Source organism: Burkholderia sp. Bp9015 (assembly GCF_003853505.1).
Classification (GTDB): Bacteria; Pseudomonadota; Gammaproteobacteria; order Burkholderiales; family Burkholderiaceae; genus Burkholderia.
Genome location: NZ_QTPZ01000026.1, coordinates 1 through 20,598, shown reverse-complemented (window position 1 = coordinate 20,598; position 20,598 = coordinate 1). Strand labels below are relative to the sequence as shown.

The following is a 20,598-nucleotide window of genomic DNA, read 5'->3' as shown; positions in this document are numbered from 1 at the left end:
GGACCGGAGCGACGATGGCCGAAAAGAACCAGCAGCCGACCGCGAAGCGCCTGCGCGAGGCGCGCCAGAAAGGCGATGTGCCGAAGAGCGCGGAGACGATCTCGTCCGCGTTCTTCGTCGGCGTGTGCGTCGCGCTCGCGGTCGGGCTCGGCACGTTGTTCGCGCGGCTGCAGGCGCTGTTCCGGCTCGTGTTCGATGCGGCGGGCGCCAGCGATCCTTTCGCGCGGCTCGCGGTGCTGATCGACGGCGCCGCGCGCGACTGGGCGCTGCTGTCCGCGCAGATCGTCGCGGCCGGGCTGCTGGCCGGCCTGCTGGCCGGCTTCGTGCAGGTGGGCGGCGTGATGGCGTGGAGCCGGCTCGTGCCGCAGCTGTCGCGGCTCAATCCCGCCGAGGGGCTGAAGAACATGGTGTCGATGCGCAACCTCGTGAACCTCGCGAAGATGCTGCTGAAGACCGTGCTGCTGGTCGCGACGCTCGGCTGGCTGATCGTCGAGTCGCTCGACCCGGCGGTGCAGTCCGGCTTCACGCGGCCGATGTCGATTCTCGCGCTGATCGTGAAGCTGCTGATGCTGCTGTTCGGCTGGGCCGCGCTGATCTATATCGTGATGGCGCTGATCGACATCGTGCATCAGCGGCGCGAGTTCAATCAGAAGATGAAGATGTCGATCGAGGAAGTGCGGCGCGAGCACAAGGAAGACGAAGGCGACCCGCACATCGAGGCGAAGCGCCGGCAGCTCGCGCGCGAAGCGCAGTTCTCGTCGCTGCCCGACCGGATCGGCTTCGCGTCGGTGGTCGTCTATTCGTCGAGCGTCGCGGTCGCGCTCTATTACGGCGGCGTCGGCACACTGCCATGGGTGCTCGCGCGCGGCGAGGGCGAGGCGGCCGAACGGATCGTACGGCTCGCGCGCGACGCGCTGCGTCCGACGCTTGCGAACGCCGGCCTCGCGCAGGCGCTGTACGAGAGCACGCCAGAAAAGGGCACGATCCAGCAACGGCATTTCCGCGAAGTCGCGCAGTTGCTGAAGTGGGCGACCGGCGCGGCCTGACGTGCTCGAACTGTCGGGGCCGGAACATCGAAAGGCGCGCGGTTCAGCGATGCGTCGTGATGGGGCCCTGTTTCCGCTTCACCGGGCCGGTCGCACGCAGTGCTTGACGCCGGTTTTTTTCCGGGGTCGTCCGAGATTCACCCATGAATTATTGCTGATTTATTTCTTCGTAATATGGCTCGACCGTCAGCCGGACGGCGGGCTGCGAGGTTGCGCCGCCGCTGACGGAACAGGTCAACAGAGGCAGACAAATCAATGTGCGGAATCGACGGCTTTCTGAATAGCGTCGCCTTCGATGAGGAGACAGCGCGCGGCACGCTCGCGCGAATGACGGCGAGCCTCGCGCATCGCGGCCCCGACGGGCAGGGCCTCTGGGTCGACCCGGAAGCCGGTATCGCGCTCGGCCACCGGCGGCTTGCGATCGTCGATCTGTCGGTCCACGGCCGGCAGCCGATGGCATCCGCGTGCGGCCGCTACGTCATGGTCTTCAACGGCGAAATCTATAACCATCGCGAGTTGCGCGCGGAGCTCGGGCGCGCGGGTCGCGCACCGGCGTGGCGCGGCCACTCCGACAGCGAGGTGCTGATCGCGGCGATCGCCGCGTGGGGCGTCGAGGCGGCGCTGCGGCGCACGACCGGCATGTTCGCGTTCGCGCTGTGGAATCGTGCGTCGCGGGTGCTGACGCTCGCGCGCGACCGGATCGGCGAGAAGCCGCTCTACTACGGTCGGATCGGCGACGCACTGGTGTTCGCGTCGGAGCTGAAGGCGCTGCGCGGCTACCCGGGCTTCGACGGCACGATCGATCGCGACGCGCTGTGCCTGTACCTGCGCCAGTCGAGCGTGCCCGCGCCGCATACGATCTATCGCGGCATCAGCAAGCTGCCGCCGGGCACCTTCATCCAGTTCGAGCATGCGCGCGACACGCCGCGCCTGCGCGCGTACTGGACGCTCGAGCAGGCGATCGAAGCCGGCCGCGAGCGGCCATTCGAGGGCAGCGCCGACGAGGCCGTCGATCAGCTCGACACGATCCTGCGCCAGGCCGTCGCGCGGCAGATGGAAGCCGACGTACCGCTCGGCGCGTTCCTGTCGGGCGGCATCGATTCGTCGGCGATCGTCGCGCTGATGCAGGCGCAGTCGGCGAAGCCGGTCGACACGTTCACGATCGGCTTTCACGAGGCCGGCTACGACGAGGCCGGCTATGCGAAGGCGGTCGCGCGCCACCTCGGCACGCGGCATACCGAGCTCTACGTGACGGCCGACCATGCGCTCGGCGTCGTGCCGAAACTGCCGACGATCTATGACGAGCCGTTCTCCGATGCGTCGCAGATTCCGACCTTCCTCGTGTCGGAGCTGACGCGCCGGCACGTGAAGGTGAGCCTGTCCGGCGACGGCGGCGACGAGCTGTTCGGCGGCTATACGCGCTACTTCCTGACGCCGCGCCTGTGGCGCAAGCTGCATCGCGTGCCGGCGGCGGTGCGCGCGCGGATCGCCGCCGCGCTGCATGCGCTGCGTCCCGATCATGCGGACCAGCTCGCGGCGGTCGCGCAGGGCGCATGGAGCGGCGTGGAAGCACGCGACTCGGCGACCCGCATCGGCGACCGGCTGCACAAGCTCGGCCACGTGATGACGGCCGAGAGCCGCATCGCGCTGTACCGGCTGCTGATGTCGTCGGTGCATCATCCGGAGCGCATCGCGCTGGCCGGAAAGGAACCGCCGACCCCGCTCGATACGGTGTCCGCATGGCCCGCGAACCTGAGCTTCGCCGAGCAGGCGATGGCGATCGACACGCTCACGTACCTGCCGACCGACATCCTCGCGAAGGTCGACCGCGCGGCGATGGCGGTGAGCCTCGAGACGCGCATGCCGTTCCTCGATCATCACGTCGTCGAATTCGCATGGCGCGTGCCCGCGTCGGTGCGTTTGCCGGAAGGGCAGTCGAAGGCGCTGCTGCGCCGGCTGCTGGACCGGTACGTGCCGTCGGCGCTGATCGACCGGCCGAAGCAGGGCTTCTGCGCGCCCGTCGATCACTGGCTGCGCGGCGCGCTGCGCGACTGGGCCGACGCGTTGCTGCAGCCGTCGCGGCTGCGTGACGAGGGCTTCTTCGACGCGGCGGCGGTCGACCGGCTGTGGCGCCAGCACCAGTCGGGCCGGATGAACTGGCAGCATCAGCTGTGGACGGTGCTGATGTTCCAGGCGTGGCTGGAGGCGCAGCGCGCTGCGTGAAGCGGGGCGGTGCCGAAGTTTCGCGCACGCTTGGAGGCACAGCGCGCTGCATGAAGCGGGATGACGCGGCGCGGTTCGGAAGTTCCGGGCACGGCTGGAGGCACAGCGCGCCGCATGAAGCAGGGCGACGCGGCACGCCGCGTCATCCGATGCACGTCATGCCGGCGTCGCGTCGACGCTCACTGATCGAGACAGCGCACGCACAGCCGCTTCGCCTGGCTCGCCGGCAAGCCGCGGCACATCATCACGACCGGGCGCGCATGGCACGACGGCGCGTCGGCGGAGGCCGCGGGCGACGCGAGCCTGCGCGCGCGTTCGGGCGGCGTGGTCGCGGCCGCGTCCATGCGCCGTTGTCGCGCGGGCGGCGGCGTATCGCTCACCACCGGAATCGGCTCGACGCCGCCTTCGCGCGCATTGCGCCGCGCGCTCGCGACGACGCGGCTCACGTAGCCGCTCGAGAACCCGGTCGTGAAGTTGCCGCTGTAGTAGCACGACAGCGCCGCGCGCAACGCGGCCTGCGCGGGACGGCCGGTATTCGACGAGCGCGCGAAGCATTCGGTCAGGATCGCGCCGCCCGCCCGCAGGTTGCGGCACGGTTCGAACATCGTCGTGTCGTCGAGGCCGTATTTCGCGAAGTTTCGTTCGTTCACCTGAGCTAGGCCGACACTGTAGCTGAAGCCGCGCGCGGCCAGCTCGCTCGTGGTCGCGCGCGCTTCGTCGAGCGACGCGGGCTGGCGCGTCAGGTGGCCGCCGACCACGCCGATCGCATACGGGTTGAAACCGGATTCGGTGCGCACCAGCGCGGCGAGCGTGTCGGGATCGACGTTCGGCGCGCACGCGCGCGCGAGCTGCGCGAAGCCGGCGGCGCTGCCGGCCGCGTGCGCGCTGCGCGGCTGCAGGCCCGCGCCGGCGAGCGTCAACGCCAGCGCGATCAGCACGGCCGGCGCGATCACTGCGCGCAGGTTCGGCACGACGCTGCGCAACGCGCGCGCGTTCATCCCGCCCCCGATACGCGGTACGACAGCACGAGCCCGTGCACGAGCAGCGACCAGCCGTCGAGCGCGACGAACAGCAGCAGCTTGAACGGCACCGAGATCGTCGTCGGCGAGATCATCTGCATCCCGAGCGCGAGCAGGATGTTTGCGACCAGCAGGTCGACGACGATGAACACGATGTAGATCACGAAGCCGATCTGGAATGCCTTGGTCAGCTCGGCGAGCGTGAAGCTCGGCACCAGCACGAGCAGGTCGTCGTCCTTGATGCCGTCCGCGCGGTTCTTCGGCCAGACCGAGGTTGCCGTGCGCACGAAGAATTCGCGATCGCGCTGCCGCGTGTGCGACACCAGGAAATCCTTGACCGGCGGCAGCGCGGCATCGGCGAGCGCGCCGATATCGGCGGTCGACAGCTGCCCCGACGCGTCGAAGTGGCGTGCCTGCAGCGCGTCGCGGATCGACATCCCGACCGGCGCCATGATGAACAGCGACAGGATCAGCGCGATGCCGTTCAGCACGAGGTTCGGCGGCACCTGCTGGATTCCGAGCGCGGAGCGCAGCAGGCCAAGCACGACCACGAGCTTCGTATAGCTCGTCACCATCAGCGCGGCGAACGGCGCGATGCCGAGCGCGGCGATCACCGCGATCAGCGCGACCGGATTCGGCAGGCTGCCCATCGTTCAGCGCTCGCGCGGCGCGGGCTGCGTCAGCGTGACGACGCGCACGCCGAGCTTCTGGCCGACCGCGATCAGGTGGCCGGTGCCGATCAGCATCCCGTTCGCGACGAGATGGATCACGCTCTGGTTGATGCCTTGCTGCAGCTCGATCACCGCGCCCGGCTGCAGTGCGCCGAGTTCGCCGAGCGGGATCGACGTGGGCGGCAATTCGAAACGCAGGTCGACCGCGAGGCCGTCGAGCGAGCGCGGCGCATCGTCGGGCGGCGCATCGTGCGCGCTCGTGGGCGGGGTTTCGGTGCGGGTCGGTTCCAATGGCATCTCCCTGATTCGTTCGACGGTCAGCCGGTTGCCCGACGGCCGTCCGGTGATCTCCCACGCCGGCGCGGCCGGCACCCGCGCGACGCACAGCAGGTTCTGCTCGTGCGCGCGCCAGCGTTCGATCGCGATGATGTCGCCACCGACGACGTCGGCCAGTTCGGCCATCGTCAGCTCGGTCCGGCCGATCTCGAATACCAGCGGCACCGGCAGGCCCGCATACGCGGCGCGGGTGTCGGGCCGCGCGGCCGCCGGCGTCGGTGTCGCGAAGAACACCGCGAGCGCGTCCGGCGCATCGAACAGCAGCGCGCCGTGGCAGCGCCAGGCGCCGTCGGCGCGACGCAGCTCGAAGCGCAGCGCGGCCGGCGCGGTGCGCCACGCGGGCACGCTCGCCGGCGGCGGCAGCAATTCCACGCGCTGCCGCGTCGCGGCCTGCAACACGGCCGAGAGCGGCGCGGCAAGGTCGGCGAGCAGCGCCGCGCGGATCACGGCCGGCACGGCCGGGTCGGCCGCGTCGCCGAGCCATGCGCTTTCCGCGACCGGATCGATCCACAGCGTGCCGGCGGCCGGGCCGATGACGAAGCGGTAGGCATGCGCGTCGGCGGCCGGTTCGGCATCGGCGCGCCAGCGCACCTCGTACGCGTGTTCGCCGAGCGTGACCGGGACCGCGGCCGTCGCGCCGTACGCATGCGACAGCCCGCGCGCGGCGGCGGCGGACAGGCGCGGCAGCCAGGGCGACGCGTCGAGCGCGACCGCGGCCGGCGGGGGCGGGATGGCGGCCGGGGTGGCGGCGGCGGGCGGAGCCCGATTCGCGGCGTCGCCGGCGTCGGCATTCGTCAGGGACAGCGCAGGCACGGCGGGATCAGGGCGGATTCGGCGTTGGTTCGACGGGTTGTTGTGGCCGGCGGCGCAGGGGGCGCGCGGCTGCTGCGTCGATTGTAGGGACGCCGCCGGCCGCGTGCCGCGCCGGAATCCGTAGTCGTGTCCAGCGCGGGGCCGCGCGGGTGGCGGCGAGCTACGAAGCCTTTTGTCGGGGGGCGTGGCGGGGCGGTGGTGGGTCGGCGCGGTGTCGCGGCGGCGTGGCGTGCGATAGCGCAGCCGCTAATCGACGGCACGCGCGCTTGCATGCGACTGCCGCAAACGCGGCCGCCGCCCGATGGCGGCGGTCGTGTCGCGGCGGGGAAGGCGTGCCCGGCCACGAGACGCTCCGGGTCGCGCGTGCAGCGCCGTGGAGGAGCCTTGTCGGCGCGCCGCGCTGCGGCGGCGCGCGGGTGAGCCGCTACGCGTTACGCGTAGTCGGCGGCCAGCGCCTGCTGGGGTGCGGCGCGCAGGATCGGCGCCACATCGTGGCGTTCGACGTGCGTCATGGCCGCGCCGAACAGCACCAGCCGATAGCCGACCGCATAGATCGGGATGATCCGCAGGTTCTTGTCGTGATCGAGCTGCAGCTTCGAACGGATGCGCGAGATATGGGTGTCGAGCGTGCGCGACGACACGCCGAGCTCGCGGCCCCAGACCGCTTCCTGGATCGCTTGCCGCGGCACGATCTTGTTCATGTTGTCGAGCAGGAATTCGACGACATCGAATTCACGCGGCGTGACGTCGACGACTTTGTTGTCGATTTCGATCGTGCGGCGCACGAAGTTGATTTTTATGTTGTCGATGTACAGGTATTTGCAATCCATGTTGGCCCTCGCATGTCCGTAAAGGAGTGTTTGCGGGTCATGTACCGCAACTTCCGGGCCAGGGACGGGCTGACAGGAATCGACGGGTGGTCGGGGCGGGGTGGGCGGTGCGCCAGCCTTGAATCTAAAAGAATTTTTAACGTGGGGCGTGTGGTGTGCTTCGGAAGGGTCGGAGCAACATTGAAGGATTGTTACGTAGCATCCGGCGGGAACGTTACGGGCGTTACGGACGTTACGGGCGGCGTAACGTGCGGAACGCGCGGTTCGCCCAGCGCGAACGGGGTTTCGGGCGGATGACGAACCCTACATCGAACCCTATCCGGGTTAGCCGTTTTTATAAGTGAATTAATGGTTTGCAGAAGATTTTTGCCGACTTGGAACCCTACATTGGAAGCCGCAGGCTCGGCAATAAAAAACCGGCCGCGCAACGTTCCCGTCACGCGGCCGGCCCGGCGTCTCTTCGTTCCGCTCGTCAAGCCTTCGCCGTATCGCCCGAATCGAACGGCAGCACGTAATGCCGCTTGCCGGTCGCCGCGAAGATCGCGTTGGCGACCGCCGGCCCGACCGGAGCGACACCCGGCTCACCGACGCCCGTCGGCGCCTCGCCCGACGGCACGATATGCACCTCGACCTTCGGCATCTCGGCCATCCGCAGCACGTGATAGCCGTCGAAGTTGCGCTGCTCGACATGGCCGTCCTTCAGCGTGATTGCGCTGTGCAGCGCCGCGCCGAGCCCGAAGCCGATGCCGCCTTCCATCTGCGCGGCGACGATGTCGGGATTGATCGCGATTCCGCAGTCAACCGCGCACACCACGCGCTCGACCTTCACCTTGCCGTCGGCGTCGACCGACACTTCCGCGACCTGCGCGACGTAGCTCTTGAACGCCTCGGCCACCGCGATCCCGCGCCCGCGGCCCTTCGGCAGCGGTTTCGCCGGATCCCAGCCGGCCTTCTGCGCGGCCAGCTCGAGCACCGCGCGCATCCGCGGCTCCTTCGCGAGCAGGTCGCGGCGGAACAGGTACGGATCCTTGCCCGCCGCGTGCGCGGCTTCGTCGATGAACGCCTCGACCGCGTAGGCCGTGTGCGAGCTGCCGACCACGCGCCACCACAGCACGGGCAGGCCGACCTTGGTGGTGGTCAGTTCGACCGACACGTTCGGCACTGCGTACGGCAGGTTCGCCGCACCCTCGACCGACGTCGCGTCGATTCCGTCCTTGACCATGAACGCCTCGAACGGCGTGCCGGCGAGGATCGACTGGCCGACGATCCGGTGGCGCCAGCCGACCAGCCGGCCGTCCGCGGTCAGCCCCGCGTCGAGCTTGTGGAAGTACATCGGGCGATAGAAGCCGCCCTGGATGTCGTCCTCGCGCGTCCACTGCAGCTTGACCGGCTTGCCGTCCGCGCCGAGCGCCTTCGCGATCGACACGGCCTCGACCACGTAGTCCGACCACGCGTTCGCGCGCCGGCCGAAGCTGCCGCCCGCGTACAGCGTGTGGATCTGCACCTGCTCGGGCTTCAGGCCCGCGACCCTGGCGGCGTTGCCCTGGTCGACCGTCTGGAACTGGTCGCCGGCCCAGATCTCGCAGCTGTTGGCGCTCAGCTTGACGACCGCGTCGAGCGGCTCCATCGGCGCGTGCGCGAGATACGGAAATTCGTAGGTCGCGCTGACCTTGCGCGCGGCGCCCGCGATCGCCGCGTCGGCATCGCCGTCCTTGCGGGCCGACGCGCCGGGCTGCGCGGCGAGCTGCCGGTACTCGCGCATGAGCTGGTCCGAGCTGCGCTTTTCGGCGTTGGTTTCGTCCCAGTCGACCTTCAGCGCGTCGCGGCCCTGCTTCGCGGCCCAGAAACCGTTCGCGACGACCGCGACGCCGCCCGGCACCTGCACGACCGACACCACGCCCGGCACGGCCTTCGCGGCCGTCGCGTCGAACGACTTGACCGTCGCGCCGAAGCGCGGCGGGCGCTGCAGCAGCGCGACGCGCATGCCGGGGAAGGTCGTGTCGAGCGTGAAATGCGCGGTGCCGTTCGACTTGGCCGACCCGTCGACGCGCGCAATGCGATGGCCGATCAGCTTGAAGTCGGCCGGCTGCTTCAGCGTGACCTTGTCGGGCACCGGCAGTTTCGACGCGTCGGCGACGAGCGTGCCGTAGGCGGCCGTCTTGCCGCTCTTCGCATGCGTGACGACGCCGTTGGCGGTGGTCAGTTCGCCGGCCGGCACCTTCCAGCGCGCCGCCGCGGCCGACACGAGCATCGCGCGGGCCTTGCCGCCCGCTTCGCGCAATTGCTGCCACGAGTTCGACATGGCCGAGCTGCCGCCCGTGCCCTGCATCGTGCCGAACGCGAGGTTCGCATAGCGCTTCGCATCGGCCGGTGCGCTTTCGACGCGCACGCTCGACCAGTCCGCGTCGAGTTCCTCGGCGACGATCGTCGCGATGCCCGTGTACGCGCCCTGGCCCATTTCGACATGTTTTGCGATGACCGTGACCTTGCCGTCGGGCGTGATGCGCAGGAATGCATTCGGCGCGAAGTCGGCGGCGGCCGCCGTCGCGGCGAGCGCGCGGCGGCCGAGGCCGGCCCATTCGAAGCCGATCGTCAGGCTGACGGCGGCCGCGGCACCCGCGGCCTTCAGGAACGTGCGGCGCGACGGTCGCACCGAGCCGGCGTTGTCGAGTTCGATCGTCATGGTCAGGCTCCCAGCGTCGCGGCCGCGTCGTGGATCGCGGCCCGGATCCGGGCGTAGGTCGCACAGCGGCAGATGTTGCCGTTCATCGCGGCGTCGATGTCCGCGTCGGTCGGCTTCGGGTTCTGTTCGAGCAGGGCGGTTGCCGACATGATCTGGCCGGACTGGCAATAGCCGCACTGCGGCACCTGCAGCTTCACCCAGGCGGCCTGCACGGCCTGCGCGGGTTTGCTCTCGAGGCCTTCGATCGTCGTGATGTGCTTGCCCGCGATGCCGGCGAGCGGCAGCACGCACGAGCGCACGGCCTGGCCTTCGAGATGGACGGTGCACGCGCCGCACTGCGCCATGCCGCAGCCGAACTTCGTGCCGGTCAGCCCCGCGTGCTCGCGGATTGCCCAGAGGACGGGCATCGACGGATCGGCGTCGAGCGTGACACTCTTGCCGTTCAGGACAAACGTGGTGGGCATTTTTTGTCTCCGTGGGGAAAACCCGGCATGCGCCGGATCAGGTGGCAGTGTGCGCGAACGGCCGATTTTTACGTCTACCCAATCCTGCAAATTTATTGAACAATCCTGCAAATCCCCGGCGCGGCGGCGAGCGATTCGCTATGCTCCCGCGATTCAGGGAAATGAGGCGAGGAATCCGTCATGGACATGACCGATATCGCGGCGTCGCGCGAATCCGGGCGGCGCGAACTGGCGTCGCTGATCGGCCGTTTCGCGCCGACGGACGGCTCCCACTCCACGGCCGTGCCGGCGCTGATGCTGCATCGGCATGCGCATCCGGTCGATCTCGGCTGCGGCGTGTCGCGTGCCGCGCTCGTGATCGCCGCGCAGGGCGCGAAGCGCGTGATCGTGGCCGGCCAGGCCTACGAATACGACACGCGCAATTGCCTGATTACGTCGATCGACTTGCCGATCCTCTCGCGCGTCACGCAGGCGTCGCCCGACGCGCCTTACCTGTGCCTGTCGCTCACGCTCGATCTGCAGCGCATCGTCGAACTCGCGGCCGAGATGCGGCTGCCCGAGCCCGATGCGGGCCCGGAAGGCGAGGGCATCGCGCTCGCCGAGTTGACGCCGCCGCTGCTCGATGCCGCGCTGCGGCTGTTGCGGCTGCTCGATACGCCGGCCGACATTCCGGTGATCGCGCCGCTGATCGAAAAGGAACTGCTGTACCGGCTGATGACGAGCGGGCAGGGCACGCGGCTGCGGCACATGGCCGTCGCGAGCAGCCAGACGCACCGGATCGCGCGTGCGATCGAATGGATCCGCGATCACTACGCGGAGCCGATGCGCGTCGACACGCTCGCACAGGCGGTCAACATGAGCGTGTCGTCGCTGCACCATCACTTCAAGCACGTGACCACGCTGAGTCCGCTGCAGTACCAGAAGCAGCTGCGGCTGCACGAGGCGCGGCGTTTGCTGTTGCGGCAGGGCGGCGACGTCGGGTCGGTGGCGGCGACCGTCGGCTATGAAAGCGCGTCGCAGTTCAGCCGCGAATACAGCCGGCTGTTCGGCGCGCCGCCGATGCGCGATGTCGTGCATCTGCGCAAGAAGGAATTGCTCGGCACCTGACGGCAGTGCCGGTCGTGTCGACCGCATCCGGCCTGGCTTCGTCGCGCGATGCGCGGCTCGCCGGAACGGGATGACACGCAATCGATGTGCCATGGCCGCCGCACGCAGGCGCAACGGGACAGCGGAGCGTGCCGCCGCGCCGCGCACGAACTTCTGTTTCAAGCATGCATCCCGGGAACGGGCGAACCGATACGGAAAATGCCGGCAGGATGCGAACCGACGGGCCGAAACGCGCAATGACGCCGCTCCGCCCCGCACATTCTGCATGGATCGCGCGTTTCACGACCATGTTTCGCGCGATGAGATTAGCAGTCGAACTCGATTCGAAAATGTTTCTCGCGCGCAGCGCGTGTTCTCATCCCATCCGTTGGAGCACGATGGTTGCCGGTACTGGATGTCGGTGAATCGAAGGAAAACAGTAAAAATCGATAAAGTGTGTTCAAGGCCGCATGGCGCACCTGCCGTCGTTTTTTCCGATATGCGGCGTGAAAGCCATGTCGGCTTGCGTCGTATTTACCGGTTTTTGCCGCGCGTTCGCATCGCCGGCCGATGCTCGATATCGTCGGTATTTTCACGGATGAATCAATTGCGTTTCGCGGCGGCGGGTGCGCACGTCCGGAACGATAGCGATGTCGGCCGCGCGGGTCCCGCAGAACCGGTTGTCGCGCGTTTCGATTCACGATTTTTTCGCGTACGGGAAGGCTGCCGAACGGGCTGCGGCAGGCGGTTTGCCGGGGCCGAAATGTACATCGGCCGGGATATGCGACGGTGCAGTTCTCAAGTATGAAACATCCGTTCGACACCCCCTTGCGCGAGGCTCCGCGGGCCGCGTTCGTCCGCCTTTTCCGGCATTGCTTCGCGCCATTCGATGATCGGCGCGTGCTGCCGAGCGCTATCGCGATACATTCCTGAAACAAAAAATTCGATTCCCGGCGATATTGCGGGCGCCGCGAACGATACGCGACGCGCAACCATCGGTGGAATCACGCATGGCATGCCGTTTGCGATATTGGACGCACCGGCGAGCGGTCGACCTGATGCAACAAAGATGGGGGGGCGGCCCGTTCGTCAATAAGCAGTCGGGGAAATAGCGATGAAGACCAGAAGCAACAACTTGATGCGCGCATTCCTTGCGCACCCGTGGGGTAGTCGGACAGCTCGGAACAGGACTCGCGATGCAGTGCCAGCTTCGCGGGTTCGTTGCCGGTTTCCCGGTATCCGCGCGTTGCGCGTGCTGGACCGCCTGTCGTTTCTCACGACAACCGGCCGACAGCCGTGCTCCCCTTCATTCAGCTCGTCCGGATGGGCCATGCTGTCCGTGCCGGACAGCTCGACGCCGAATCGTTTCCGCTCGTGCCGACCCGTATCCGCTGCGCCGGGCCGATGCCGGCGGTGGCTGGACTAGCTCGCATACCCGTCGGCCGGATTGCCCGGAAGATCTTTGATCGGTAGCCCAGGGAGAAGCGATGCCGCCTGACTGTAATGCAGGCCCGTTATCGCCGCGATAACGCGCATGTTTTCGATGGCACTGCATTCACGGTAGATAACTGTACTCACGCATTTTCGATCGCTGAAGCGGATGCCATGTGCCGGTATGCCGTGTAAGCAAATTTCGAAAACGACTGATCCCGAATGGCGAATGCCTGTTTCCGGGTGCGTGCGTCGATTCGTTTTCCGATTGATAAATGATCGATAACTCATATCGAGAATAAATATAAAAATTTCGGAAAACTAAAAAAATACGAAACCAGGATTCGGATCGCCGAAAAATTGCGCGGCCATCGGATTCGAGATGAATAAATTCTTTGTAATTAGATAGTGATCCTTATGTTATGGGGATTGCTCAGGGCTGGAAAGTTGAAGGCGTGCAGCTTTCCTCGCTTGTTCCGTCCACGCCGTTATGGAGTCGACCATGAAGAAGCTTCTGATTGCAGTCGCAGTTCTGGCGGTTTCGGGTGCAGCATTCGCCGGCAGCGGCACGGTATCGACCAGCAATTCGTCGAGCGGCGGCTCGACGATTGCCGGGGTTGCCGGATTCGGCCATTTCACCGCGACCGATTCGGGTGCCGCACTCGGCGCAGCAGGTGCCACGGCTGGCGGCGGCAGCAGCGGTTCGATCTCGTACACGAGCCACGTCCAAACGTCGACGGTGGGCGGCTTCGGCTTCGGCGGCGCGCAAGCGGGCGGCAACAGCGGTGCGAATGCCGGCTCGATCGGCTGGACGTATCACCACTGAGCCGCGGCGCGCAGCGTTCGTCATTGGCTGGTGGCACGGACGCCGGGTTTCGTTTCGCGAGGGCGAGCCCGGCGACCTCGCCACCAAACTTTCTCACGGCAAGGAATTGCTATGAAAGCCAAAGTCATTTTAGCGACAGCGCTCACCGTCCTTTCGTCGGCCGTATTGGCCGCCGGTCCGTCCACGACCAACCAGACGCAATCCGTTGCAGCGGGTGTGTCCGGTTCGGTGCTGGTCGGCTCAGGCAGCTATACGAGCAATTCGAATTCGGTCGCGGGCGCAAGCGCAGGAAGTACCGTGACACCCGCTGGTTCCACCGGCACGGCATCGGCCTTCCACAACTCGACTTCGACGGCCAGCGGCTGGGGCTCGAACGGGGGCGCGTTCGCGGCAGGCGGCGGTATCGGTGCCGCAGGTTCGTACGGTGGAAACAGCAGCACGAACGAGAACGCGAATGCGCTGTCGGGAGGGGTGACCGCCACGATCGTCCTCGGCGCGAACCACTACACGGCCAGCGGCGGGAACGACCAGGGTATCGCCAACGCGGGTGCTGCCGGGTTGACGGGCAGCGGTGGGTCGGGCGCGATCGCGGGTTCGAATCACTACAACGCGTCGACCGTGTGGAGTACCGGTCCGGCCGGTTCGCCGTCTGCATCGGGCGGAAGCCAGGGGAGTTCGAGCGCGACCGGGAGCAGTCACTAGTCGGGTGCGGGGGACCAGTTTCCCAGCGACGCTGGTCTCTTTTCCGCACTGTTGTTCAAGTAAGGAGTTGGCATGAAGCAGAACCTGATTGCCGCCGCTCTGATGCTCGCGTCTCTGACGGCATATTGCGCTGACCGCGCTGCCGAGGACGTGCAATCAAATTTGCAGACGTCGAACCCTGCAACCAATCCGTCAGAACAACACACGCTTTCGTCGGGCAGTGCCATCGGCGCACCGGATTCCCTGGCGTGGCCGGGAATGTCGGGCGGTTCGTGGTCCCAGCTGGGTAGCGGCTGGAAGCAGTTCGGGGAAGCGGGCAAAGCTGAAGGCATTCGGGGGAATTAGTGCGGTTGCCTGGGTCGGAGGTCAAACCTCGTCCGGAGAGTGAAATGAACAGCAACAAGATCAGGGCGGCATGTGCCGCAATGTTCGCGATGGCCGCGATCGGTGCCCAGGCGCAGACTGCCGACTCGACTTCAAGTTCGCAGTCCTCGACGTCGTCGACGGCGATCAGCCAGGGCGGCGGCTCGAGCATGAACACGAACGTCACCAGTTCGCGCGGCGGCAACGCCAGCAGTGCCAGCACGAGCGGCGTGCGCGGCAGCGGCAATTCGAGCGTGAACGTGAACGTTACGATGCCATCCAGCACGAGCGGCGGCTCGAACGTGACGCCGCAGAGCGTGAGTTCGCTCCAGTCGGCCGGCTCACCCGGCACCAACCCCTACAACACCCAGGCGTCGGAAAACGTCAACTATTCGGGCACCCAGACGATCAAGACGAACCCGTCGATCCAGGCGCCCGGCCTCACGACCACGCTGTCCGATACCTGCATGGGCTCGGTGAGCGTCGGCGTGTCGTTCCCGGGCTTCGGCGCGACGGGCGGCACGACCCTGGTCGACCAGGCGTGCGTGCGTCGTCTCGATGCGCGGGAATTCCGCGCGATGGGGTTGACCGACGTCGCGCTCGCGCTGCTCTGCCAGAGCGATGCGAACCGGCGCGCGGTGGAAGCGACCGGGCATCTGTGCCCGGGGACGACCACGCCGCTCGCGCGCTCGAATGTGGCGCCGTCCGCCGAAGCGACCGTTGCCGACGACGTGAAGTATCGCGATCCGCTCGTGCGAAACCGCATGGGCCTGCCGCCGCTCGATGCCGCCGCGCCCGTGCTGACGCGCCCGGTGGCGACGACCGCGGTCCAGGCGGCGCCGATTCCGGTTCCGGTGCCCGCGCCGTCGATGGTCGCGCCGGCCGTCAGCGCGGTGCCTGCCGGGACGCAGGCGGCCGCCGTGAAGGCATCAGCGGCTGCCGTCGTGCCTGCCGTCGTCACCGCACCGGTTGCCGCGGCAGCACCGGCGGTGAGTGCTGCGCCTGCCGTTGCACCGGCTGCGATGAGCGCGGTGCCGGGTGCCGCCATCGTTGCCGCGGGGGGCTTCGCGGACAAGGCGCCGGAATCTGCGCCAGCGGTTGCGGACAAGGCGCCGGTACCCGCGCTGGCGGCCGCTGACATGGCGCCGGAACCCGCGTCGACGGTCGCCGACAAGGCACCGGAACCGGCACCGATTGCAACCGACACCGCAGCGCAAGCCCCGGCAGCGCTTGCCGTCGACGCGAAGGTGCCGGACACCGCGCAAGCCGCACCGGCCCCGGCCTACGCTGCAGCGCCCGAGCCCGCGGTCGATGCGAAGGCTGCCGAGCCGGCAACGCAGGCGGCAGCCGAAGCGCCCGCACCGGAGGCCGCGTCGCGCGCCACGGCGGCAGCCGCTGCCGACACGCCAGCCGTCGACGCAAAGGCGACCGGCTTGGTCGAATCCGCCGCCGCGCCCGCGCCGTCCGCCGACATGCCGGCCGCGCCGGATCCAGCCCCGGCCGCGGCCGACCAGCAGGTCGCCCCGGCCGCGCCGGCGATGCCGGCTCCGACCGTCATCTCGACGAGCACATCGTCGTAAGCACGCGGGCGACGCTTCCGCGCGACCGGCAAGCCGGGCCGCACGGGAACGCCGGGATCCGCTGTGCGACGCACGGTGCAAGTTGGACGGGTGTTGATCCCTCCCCGAGGTCAACACCTCTTTTTGCCTGACGAGGGTACGAGGAGGCCTCAATCATGAGGATCTTTTGGGTCGCGCTGCTGCTGGTCGACACACAAGCCGCCGCACAGTCGGTTTTCCAGAACCCCGCGGTCTTTGTCATCCTGAGCGAGCAGACCCTCGCGAACGCCGCGAGCGTCCAGCAGGCGCTGACGACGCTCGGCCGCGCGGACAACACGGCATGCGTGCCGATGATGATGGTCGGCGATCCGCAGATGGTCTACATGATGCCGGAGGAGGGACACGCCCCGTCGTGGCAATCGCCGGTGTACGGCCGCGGCGCGCCGTTCGAAGCGCAGAACGGGCCGACCGCGACCGGCAAGACGGTCGGCGCGATGCAGCACGCGCAGGACATGCAGACACAGCCGTGGAGCGACAGCAGTGCGATCACGCAGAAGATCGCCGGCGAGTCGAACCTGTCCGCGTCGGCGCGGGTCAGCGACTGGCGGCGCAAAGGATTGAACACGATCGAGACGGCGCCCGCGACGCAAGTGACGGTGAACGGCAAGACCTACCGCACGTATCGCGAGGAACTCAACCAGGCCGCGCGGCCCGTCGTCGAACCGCAGATCTACACGCAGCGTGTCGTGTTCTGCCGATGACGAAACTTTCCGGAGCGGACATGCCGGTAGCGCCGCGTGCGAGCAGGGAGGCTCGCCGCGTACCGCTTCGCGCCGCCCGCTCCGTCAGACAACCCTATGCGGCGAGGCCATCATGAACCATTGCTGCCAGATCAGACTGTCAGGCCCGCACGAGGACGAACGGGCCGCATACGCACCGCCGTTCGTTGCGGCCCGGCGTCACCTAACCGTGCTGTCGCGCCCGCTCGTCTATCTGTCGCAGCGTCCCGATGCGGGGCTCGTCGACTGTCTCGCGTCGCGCGGCTGGGAGGTGTGGCGCGCTAAATCCGTTGCGGACGCATTCAATCTCGTGAAGGCGAACCGCCTGCATGCGGGCATCGTCGATTTCGGCGGATTCGCGTCGCCCGACGTCGCGTCGTTCGAGGCGCTGCTGCGCGATCCGCGGATCGGCTGGGTCGCGCTCGCCGACGGCGAGCGGCTGCGCGATGGCACCATCGCGCGCCTGATTCGCCAGTGCTGCTTCGACTACGTGCGCAATGCGACGGCCTACACGACGATCGGATATCTCGTCGGCCATGCGTACGGGATGCTGAAACTGGCGGAAAGCGATCCGGCCGTCGATGCCGCGCCGCCCGACGGCGTGATGATCGGCGCGTGCGCCGCGATGCGCCGCCTGTTCGCGACGATCCGCAAGGTCGCGAACACCGAAGCCACCGTGTTCATCGCCGGCGAATCCGGCACCGGCAAGGAGTTGACCGCATCGGCGATCCACCAGCATTCGTCGCGCGCCGACGCGCCGTTCGTCGCCGTGAATTGCGCGGCGATTCCGTCGACGCTGCTGCAGGCCGAACTGTTCGGTCATGAGCGGGGCGCCTTCACCGGCGCGCATCAGCGCAATATCGGCCGCATCGAGGCCGCGCACGGCGGCACGCTGTTTCTCGACGAAATCGGCGACATGCCGTTCGAGAGCCAGGCGAGCCTGCTGCGGTTCCTGCAGGAGGGCAAGATCGAGCGGCTCGGTGGGCGCGCGTCGATTCCGGTCGACGTGCGGATCGTGTCCGCGACTCACGTCGATCTGGAGTCCGCGATGCAGGCGGGGCGGTTCCGCCCGGACCTGTACTACCGGCTGTGCGTACTGCGCATCGACGAGCCGCCGCTGCGCGCGCGCGGCCGCGACATCATGCTGCTCGCCGATCATGTGTTGCGGCGCTATCGCGGCGAAAGTTCGCACCGGATTCGCGGCTTCATGCCGTGCGCGATCGAGGCGATCCACAACTATGCGTGGCCCGGCAACGTGCGCGAGCTGATCAACCGGATCCGTTTCGCGGTCGTGATGACGAACGGCCCGCTGATCTCGGCCGCCGATCTCGAACTGAACCAGTACACGTCGCACCGGCCGCCGACACTCGCGGAATCGCGCCGTCAGGCCGAGCGGCGCACGATCGAGGAAACGCTGTTGCGGCATCGGCATCAGCATGCCGACGTCGCGGCGGAACTCGGCATCTCGCGCGCGACGCTGTACCGGCTGATGACCGCGCTCGGCCTGCACGGCTGACGCCGGTTGCGGCCGCGCGGCACGCGGCCCGACGTCGCGCGGCCCGCGGCCCGCGGCGTCAGGCCGGCCGTTCGAAGCCCGATTCGACCCAGCGTGCGGCGCTGGCCTTGTTGAGCTTGAACCCGGCGGACACCTTCGCATCGGCCAGCAGTTCGCCGTACGGGTCGAACGCCTTCAGTTGCGCATACGGCTCGAATTCGTCCGGCACGATGTCGAGCGTGACCGACACATCCTGCCCGTCGCCGTCCTGCACCGTCACTTCCTTGTGCAGCATCGCGCGGCGCTGCTGCTCGTGACGCATCAGCACCTCGGTCGCGGTCTTCACCAGCGTGCGGAACGCGTTCGCATCCATCGGCTTCGGGTTCTTCTTGTCGCGACCCATGGTCCACGGGCCGACGAGCGCGGGCTCGGCTTCGCCGTCCTTGATCATCTCGACGGCCCAGCCGTCGTCGTCTTCGTTCTTGATGATGCGGGCCGTCCAGCCGTTGTCGCGCCAGAGGCCGTCTTCGTGGATGGTGGTGTCGTCGGATTGCAGATCGGATTCGGTCATGGAGGAAGCGGGGAGTACGGGCCGCCGGCGAACGGGCGGGGCGCGCGGCCGGCAACGGCGCGCTGCCCTGGCCGGTCGCCCGGAATGGCATGCAAAGGCCGCAATTTTACCCCGCGGGCCGTCGGTGCGGCCCGTGCGACCCGTCACGTTGGCTGTCAGGACGAGGGCGATGCCAGCCAAACGGTCGGGCCGGCGCCAAAAATCAAACTTGTACTACGTTCCCGCGGGCCGCTCTATTCACCGTCCGATATCCCGTCCAAGCGTCGCCTCATAGAATAACGATCGGGATAAAAATATCTCGCTCGTAAATTCAACGCCACGCCGGTCGTACGCGCATTCCGCGCCGCGCGCCCGGTGAACCTTCTGGAACCGCGCATGGGGAAATTCAATATTCGCACCATCTTTGCATACGACTGGCCGTTGACGCTCGCCGGCATGGAGCACATTGCCGGCGACGTGTGCGCAATCGATCTCGTCGGTGTCTGCCGGACGCCGGACGAACTCGTCGCGACCCTCGACACGCTCGATTGCGACATCGCGCTGGTCGATTATTCGGTCCGCGGCGATGCGCAGATGAACGGCTTCGCACTGTGCGAGTGGCTGCGGCGCATGCGTCCGAACGTCGGGATCGTTGCGTTGGTCGGGAACGAGAACCCGGTGATCTTCCGTTCGATTCTCTCGCAAGTCGGCGCGAGCCTCGTGAGCAAGTTCGACGAGGTGGGCCATATCGTCACCGCGATTCACTCGAGCTATAGCGGCGGTCACTATCTGTCGCCGCTTGTGCGCCGCGCGCTCGATGCGTTGGCCGGACACGAGGCGCCGCCGGTGAAGCTTTCGACGCGCGAGATCGAGGTGATTCGCCTTTATCTGGCCGGCATGCCGATCAAGGCGATCGCGCAGCGGCTGAACAAGGGCAAGCAAACGGTCAGCGCGCAGAAGATCAGCGCGATGAAGAAACTCGGCGCGAGCAACGACATCGAGCTGGTTCAGCGAGCGGCCGCGCTGGGGCTCGACGGCGGCAAGGTTGCGGGCTGCCTGGACGGCGCGGAGCAGGCGGGGAGCCGAGAACAGGAATCACGAGCGCTATCTCGGTAGCAGTGACATTCCGGAATCTTTCTTAGGGCCGCGTCGACTGGAATAAGCGTTTGGTCGTCCTTCATATTGGACAGGTGCGACGCGTGATTGGCCAGCGCGTCGGCGCTTCGTCTTGCTGACGTCTGCGAAGGACCGATGCAGGGAATTGACGGGGCGCCGACTTGCATGCCTTCCACGATCGTCGGTCGGGGCGAAAGGAAGCGCGCGCCGATACCGCTCCGGCGCTATGTGCGGCATGGGGTTGCGCGTAAATGAAAGCGATCGGCGGCCGACGCAGACCGGTTCGGGAGACTGGCGACGAGGTTCATCAAGAAGAATGGTCAAGATATAAGAAGGAATGCAGATGAGTGATTCATTTCCAGATGCTCGTCCAGTAGCGGCCGCTCGAACGGCGGAGAGCTGCCCTGAATCCATAGCCCGAGACGGGCCGGCGCCGCGACCCGAACCGCCGCCGATCGTCGTCGGCCGCGTCGAAGGCGTGACGATGTTTGCGAAGAACACGCCGCTCATCTGTCTCAAGCAGATGCCATTGCCCGGTATCGTGATCTTCGTGCATGGGGTGAATTCCGAAGGCGAATGGTTCGAGGCGTCGGAGGAAGGGCTGTG

The 20,598-nt window shown here is 67.5% G+C and carries 18 protein-coding genes and 1 pseudogene; 12 read left to right on the top strand and 7 right to left on the bottom strand.

Annotated elements, in window-relative coordinates; translation table 11 throughout:
• Nucleotides 1–14 precede the first annotated feature (14 nt).
• Nucleotides 15–1,046 (top strand): EscU/YscU/HrcU family type III secretion system export apparatus switch protein, encoded by a 1,032-nt coding sequence (locus DIE12_RS24990; protein WP_124522345.1) that lies wholly within the window; start codon nt 15–17, stop codon nt 1,044–1,046.
• Between the two features lie 255 nt (nt 1,047–1,301).
• Nucleotides 1,302–3,269 (top strand): asparagine synthase (glutamine-hydrolyzing), encoded by a 1,968-nt coding sequence (asnB, locus tag DIE12_RS24985; protein ID WP_124522343.1) that lies wholly within the window; start codon nt 1,302–1,304, stop codon nt 3,267–3,269.
• Nucleotides 3,270–3,448: 179 nt separating this feature from the next.
• On the opposite strand, the gene DIE12_RS24980 is transcribed toward asnB, so the two are convergent.
• From DIE12_RS24980 to DIE12_RS24955, 6 genes are all read right to left on the bottom strand, one after another.
• Nucleotides 3,449–4,267: a lytic transglycosylase domain-containing protein gene (locus DIE12_RS24980; protein ID WP_124485377.1), complete on the bottom strand. Its 819-nt coding sequence runs from the start codon at nt 4,265–4,267 to the stop codon at nt 3,449–3,451.
• A complete protein-coding gene (gene sctR / locus DIE12_RS24975; protein WP_124485378.1) occupies nt 4,264–4,938 on the bottom strand; it encodes a type III secretion system export apparatus subunit SctR in 675 nt (224 codons plus the stop codon). The genes DIE12_RS24980 and sctR overlap by 4 nt, the downstream gene beginning before the upstream one ends.
• Before the next feature lie 3 nt (nt 4,939–4,941).
• Nucleotides 4,942–6,108 (bottom strand): type III secretion system cytoplasmic ring protein SctQ, encoded by a 1,167-nt coding sequence (gene sctQ, locus DIE12_RS24970; protein ID WP_124522341.1) that lies wholly within the window; start codon nt 6,106–6,108, stop codon nt 4,942–4,944.
• Between the two features lie 431 nt (nt 6,109–6,539).
• Complete coding sequence (locus DIE12_RS24965) at nt 6,540–6,938, bottom strand: winged helix-turn-helix domain-containing protein (protein WP_044846633.1); 399 nt, start codon at nt 6,936–6,938, stop codon at nt 6,540–6,542.
• Nucleotides 6,939–7,410: 472 nt separating this feature from the next.
• On the bottom strand, nt 7,411–9,621 hold the full coding sequence (locus DIE12_RS24960) for a xanthine dehydrogenase family protein molybdopterin-binding subunit (RefSeq protein WP_124522339.1): 2,211 nt from the start codon (nt 9,619–9,621) through the stop codon (nt 7,411–7,413).
• Nucleotides 9,622–9,623: 2 nt separating this feature from the next.
• The gene (locus tag DIE12_RS24955) at nt 9,624–10,085 is read right to left on the bottom strand and encodes a (2Fe-2S)-binding protein (protein WP_044846636.1); all 462 of its coding nucleotides are present in this window, start codon (nt 10,083–10,085) and stop codon (nt 9,624–9,626) included.
• A 180-nt stretch (nt 10,086–10,265) separates the two neighbouring features.
• Between DIE12_RS24955 and DIE12_RS24950 the strand changes: the two genes are divergently transcribed.
• The 8 genes from DIE12_RS24950 to DIE12_RS24910 all read left to right on the top strand — a co-directional run bounded on the left by DIE12_RS24950 (nt 10,266) and on the right by DIE12_RS24910 (nt 18,347).
• Nucleotides 10,266–11,192, top strand: coding sequence for an AraC family transcriptional regulator (locus DIE12_RS24950; RefSeq protein WP_044846637.1), 927 nt, complete (start codon nt 10,266–10,268; stop codon nt 11,190–11,192).
• A 91-nt stretch (nt 11,193–11,283) separates the two neighbouring features.
• Nucleotides 11,284–11,979: a hypothetical protein gene (locus DIE12_RS24945; protein ID WP_124522337.1), complete on the top strand. Its 696-nt coding sequence runs from the start codon at nt 11,284–11,286 to the stop codon at nt 11,977–11,979.
• A gap of 1,125 nt (nt 11,980–13,104) precedes the next feature.
• Nucleotides 13,105–13,428 (top strand): hypothetical protein, encoded by a 324-nt coding sequence (locus tag DIE12_RS24935; protein ID WP_124485384.1) that lies wholly within the window; start codon nt 13,105–13,107, stop codon nt 13,426–13,428.
• Between the two features lie 111 nt (nt 13,429–13,539).
• Complete coding sequence (locus tag DIE12_RS24930; RefSeq protein WP_124485385.1) at nt 13,540–14,130, top strand: hypothetical protein; 591 nt, start codon at nt 13,540–13,542, stop codon at nt 14,128–14,130.
• Between the two features lie 72 nt (nt 14,131–14,202).
• Nucleotides 14,203–14,475, top strand: coding sequence for a hypothetical protein (locus DIE12_RS24925; protein ID WP_124522334.1), 273 nt, complete (start codon nt 14,203–14,205; stop codon nt 14,473–14,475).
• 44 nt (nt 14,476–14,519) lie between these two features.
• The gene (locus DIE12_RS24920) at nt 14,520–16,073 is read left to right on the top strand and encodes a chemotaxis protein CheA (RefSeq protein ID WP_124522332.1); all 1,554 of its coding nucleotides are present in this window, start codon (nt 14,520–14,522) and stop codon (nt 16,071–16,073) included.
• A gap of 155 nt (nt 16,074–16,228) precedes the next feature.
• On the top strand, nt 16,229–16,813 hold the full coding sequence (locus DIE12_RS24915) for a hypothetical protein (RefSeq protein WP_124522330.1): 585 nt from the start codon (nt 16,229–16,231) through the stop codon (nt 16,811–16,813).
• Nucleotides 16,814–16,925: 112 nt separating this feature from the next.
• Entirely contained in the window at nt 16,926–18,347 is a 1,422-nt protein-coding gene (locus DIE12_RS24910; protein ID WP_124522328.1) for a sigma-54 dependent transcriptional regulator, read from the top strand.
• 58 nt (nt 18,348–18,405) lie between these two features.
• Here the strand turns inward: DIE12_RS24910 and DIE12_RS24905 are convergent, their stop codons facing one another.
• Nucleotides 18,406–18,897 (bottom strand): hypothetical protein, encoded by a 492-nt coding sequence (locus DIE12_RS24905; RefSeq protein WP_044846642.1) that lies wholly within the window; start codon nt 18,895–18,897, stop codon nt 18,406–18,408.
• A 375-nt stretch (nt 18,898–19,272) separates the two neighbouring features.
• On the opposite strand from DIE12_RS24905, the gene DIE12_RS24900 reads away from it, so the two are divergent.
• Nucleotides 19,273–19,992: a response regulator transcription factor gene (locus DIE12_RS24900; protein WP_124522326.1), complete on the top strand. Its 720-nt coding sequence runs from the start codon at nt 19,273–19,275 to the stop codon at nt 19,990–19,992.
• Nucleotides 19,993–20,335: 343 nt separating this feature from the next.
• A pseudogene (locus DIE12_RS24895) lies at nt 20,336–20,598 on the top strand (hypothetical protein); the annotation flags it as partial.

Bases quoted from the DNA above. Each gene is read 5' to 3' on its own strand.
- DIE12_RS24990 (WP_124522345.1), top strand. From the start codon at position 15: ATGGCCGAAAAGAACCAGCAGCCGACCGCGAAGCGCCTGCGCGAGGCG.
- asnB (WP_124522343.1), top strand. From the start codon at position 1,302: ATGTGCGGAATCGACGGCTTTCTGAATAGCGTCGCCTTCGATGAGGAG.
- DIE12_RS24980 (WP_124485377.1), bottom strand. From the start codon at position 4,267: ATGAACGCGCGCGCGTTGCGCAGCGTCGTGCCGAACCTGCGCGCAGTG.
- sctR (WP_124485378.1), bottom strand. From the start codon at position 4,938: ATGGGCAGCCTGCCGAATCCGGTCGCGCTGATCGCGGTGATCGCCGCG.
- DIE12_RS24965 (WP_044846633.1), bottom strand. From the start codon at position 6,938: ATGGATTGCAAATACCTGTACATCGACAACATAAAAATCAACTTCGTG.
- DIE12_RS24960 (WP_124522339.1), bottom strand. From the start codon at position 9,621: ATGACGATCGAACTCGACAACGCCGGCTCGGTGCGACCGTCGCGCCGC.
- DIE12_RS24955 (WP_044846636.1), bottom strand. From the start codon at position 10,085: ATGCCCACCACGTTTGTCCTGAACGGCAAGAGTGTCACGCTCGACGCC.
- DIE12_RS24950 (WP_044846637.1), top strand. From the start codon at position 10,266: ATGGACATGACCGATATCGCGGCGTCGCGCGAATCCGGGCGGCGCGAA.
- DIE12_RS24945 (WP_124522337.1), top strand. From the start codon at position 11,284: ATGGCCGCCGCACGCAGGCGCAACGGGACAGCGGAGCGTGCCGCCGCG.
- DIE12_RS24935 (WP_124485384.1), top strand. From the start codon at position 13,105: ATGAAGAAGCTTCTGATTGCAGTCGCAGTTCTGGCGGTTTCGGGTGCA.
- DIE12_RS24930 (WP_124485385.1), top strand. From the start codon at position 13,540: ATGAAAGCCAAAGTCATTTTAGCGACAGCGCTCACCGTCCTTTCGTCG.
- DIE12_RS24925 (WP_124522334.1), top strand. From the start codon at position 14,203: ATGAAGCAGAACCTGATTGCCGCCGCTCTGATGCTCGCGTCTCTGACG.
- DIE12_RS24920 (WP_124522332.1), top strand. From the start codon at position 14,520: ATGAACAGCAACAAGATCAGGGCGGCATGTGCCGCAATGTTCGCGATG.
- DIE12_RS24915 (WP_124522330.1), top strand. From the start codon at position 16,229: ATGAGGATCTTTTGGGTCGCGCTGCTGCTGGTCGACACACAAGCCGCC.
- DIE12_RS24910 (WP_124522328.1), top strand. From the start codon at position 16,926: ATGAACCATTGCTGCCAGATCAGACTGTCAGGCCCGCACGAGGACGAA.
- DIE12_RS24905 (WP_044846642.1), bottom strand. From the start codon at position 18,897: ATGACCGAATCCGATCTGCAATCCGACGACACCACCATCCACGAAGAC.
- DIE12_RS24900 (WP_124522326.1), top strand. From the start codon at position 19,273: ATGGGGAAATTCAATATTCGCACCATCTTTGCATACGACTGGCCGTTG.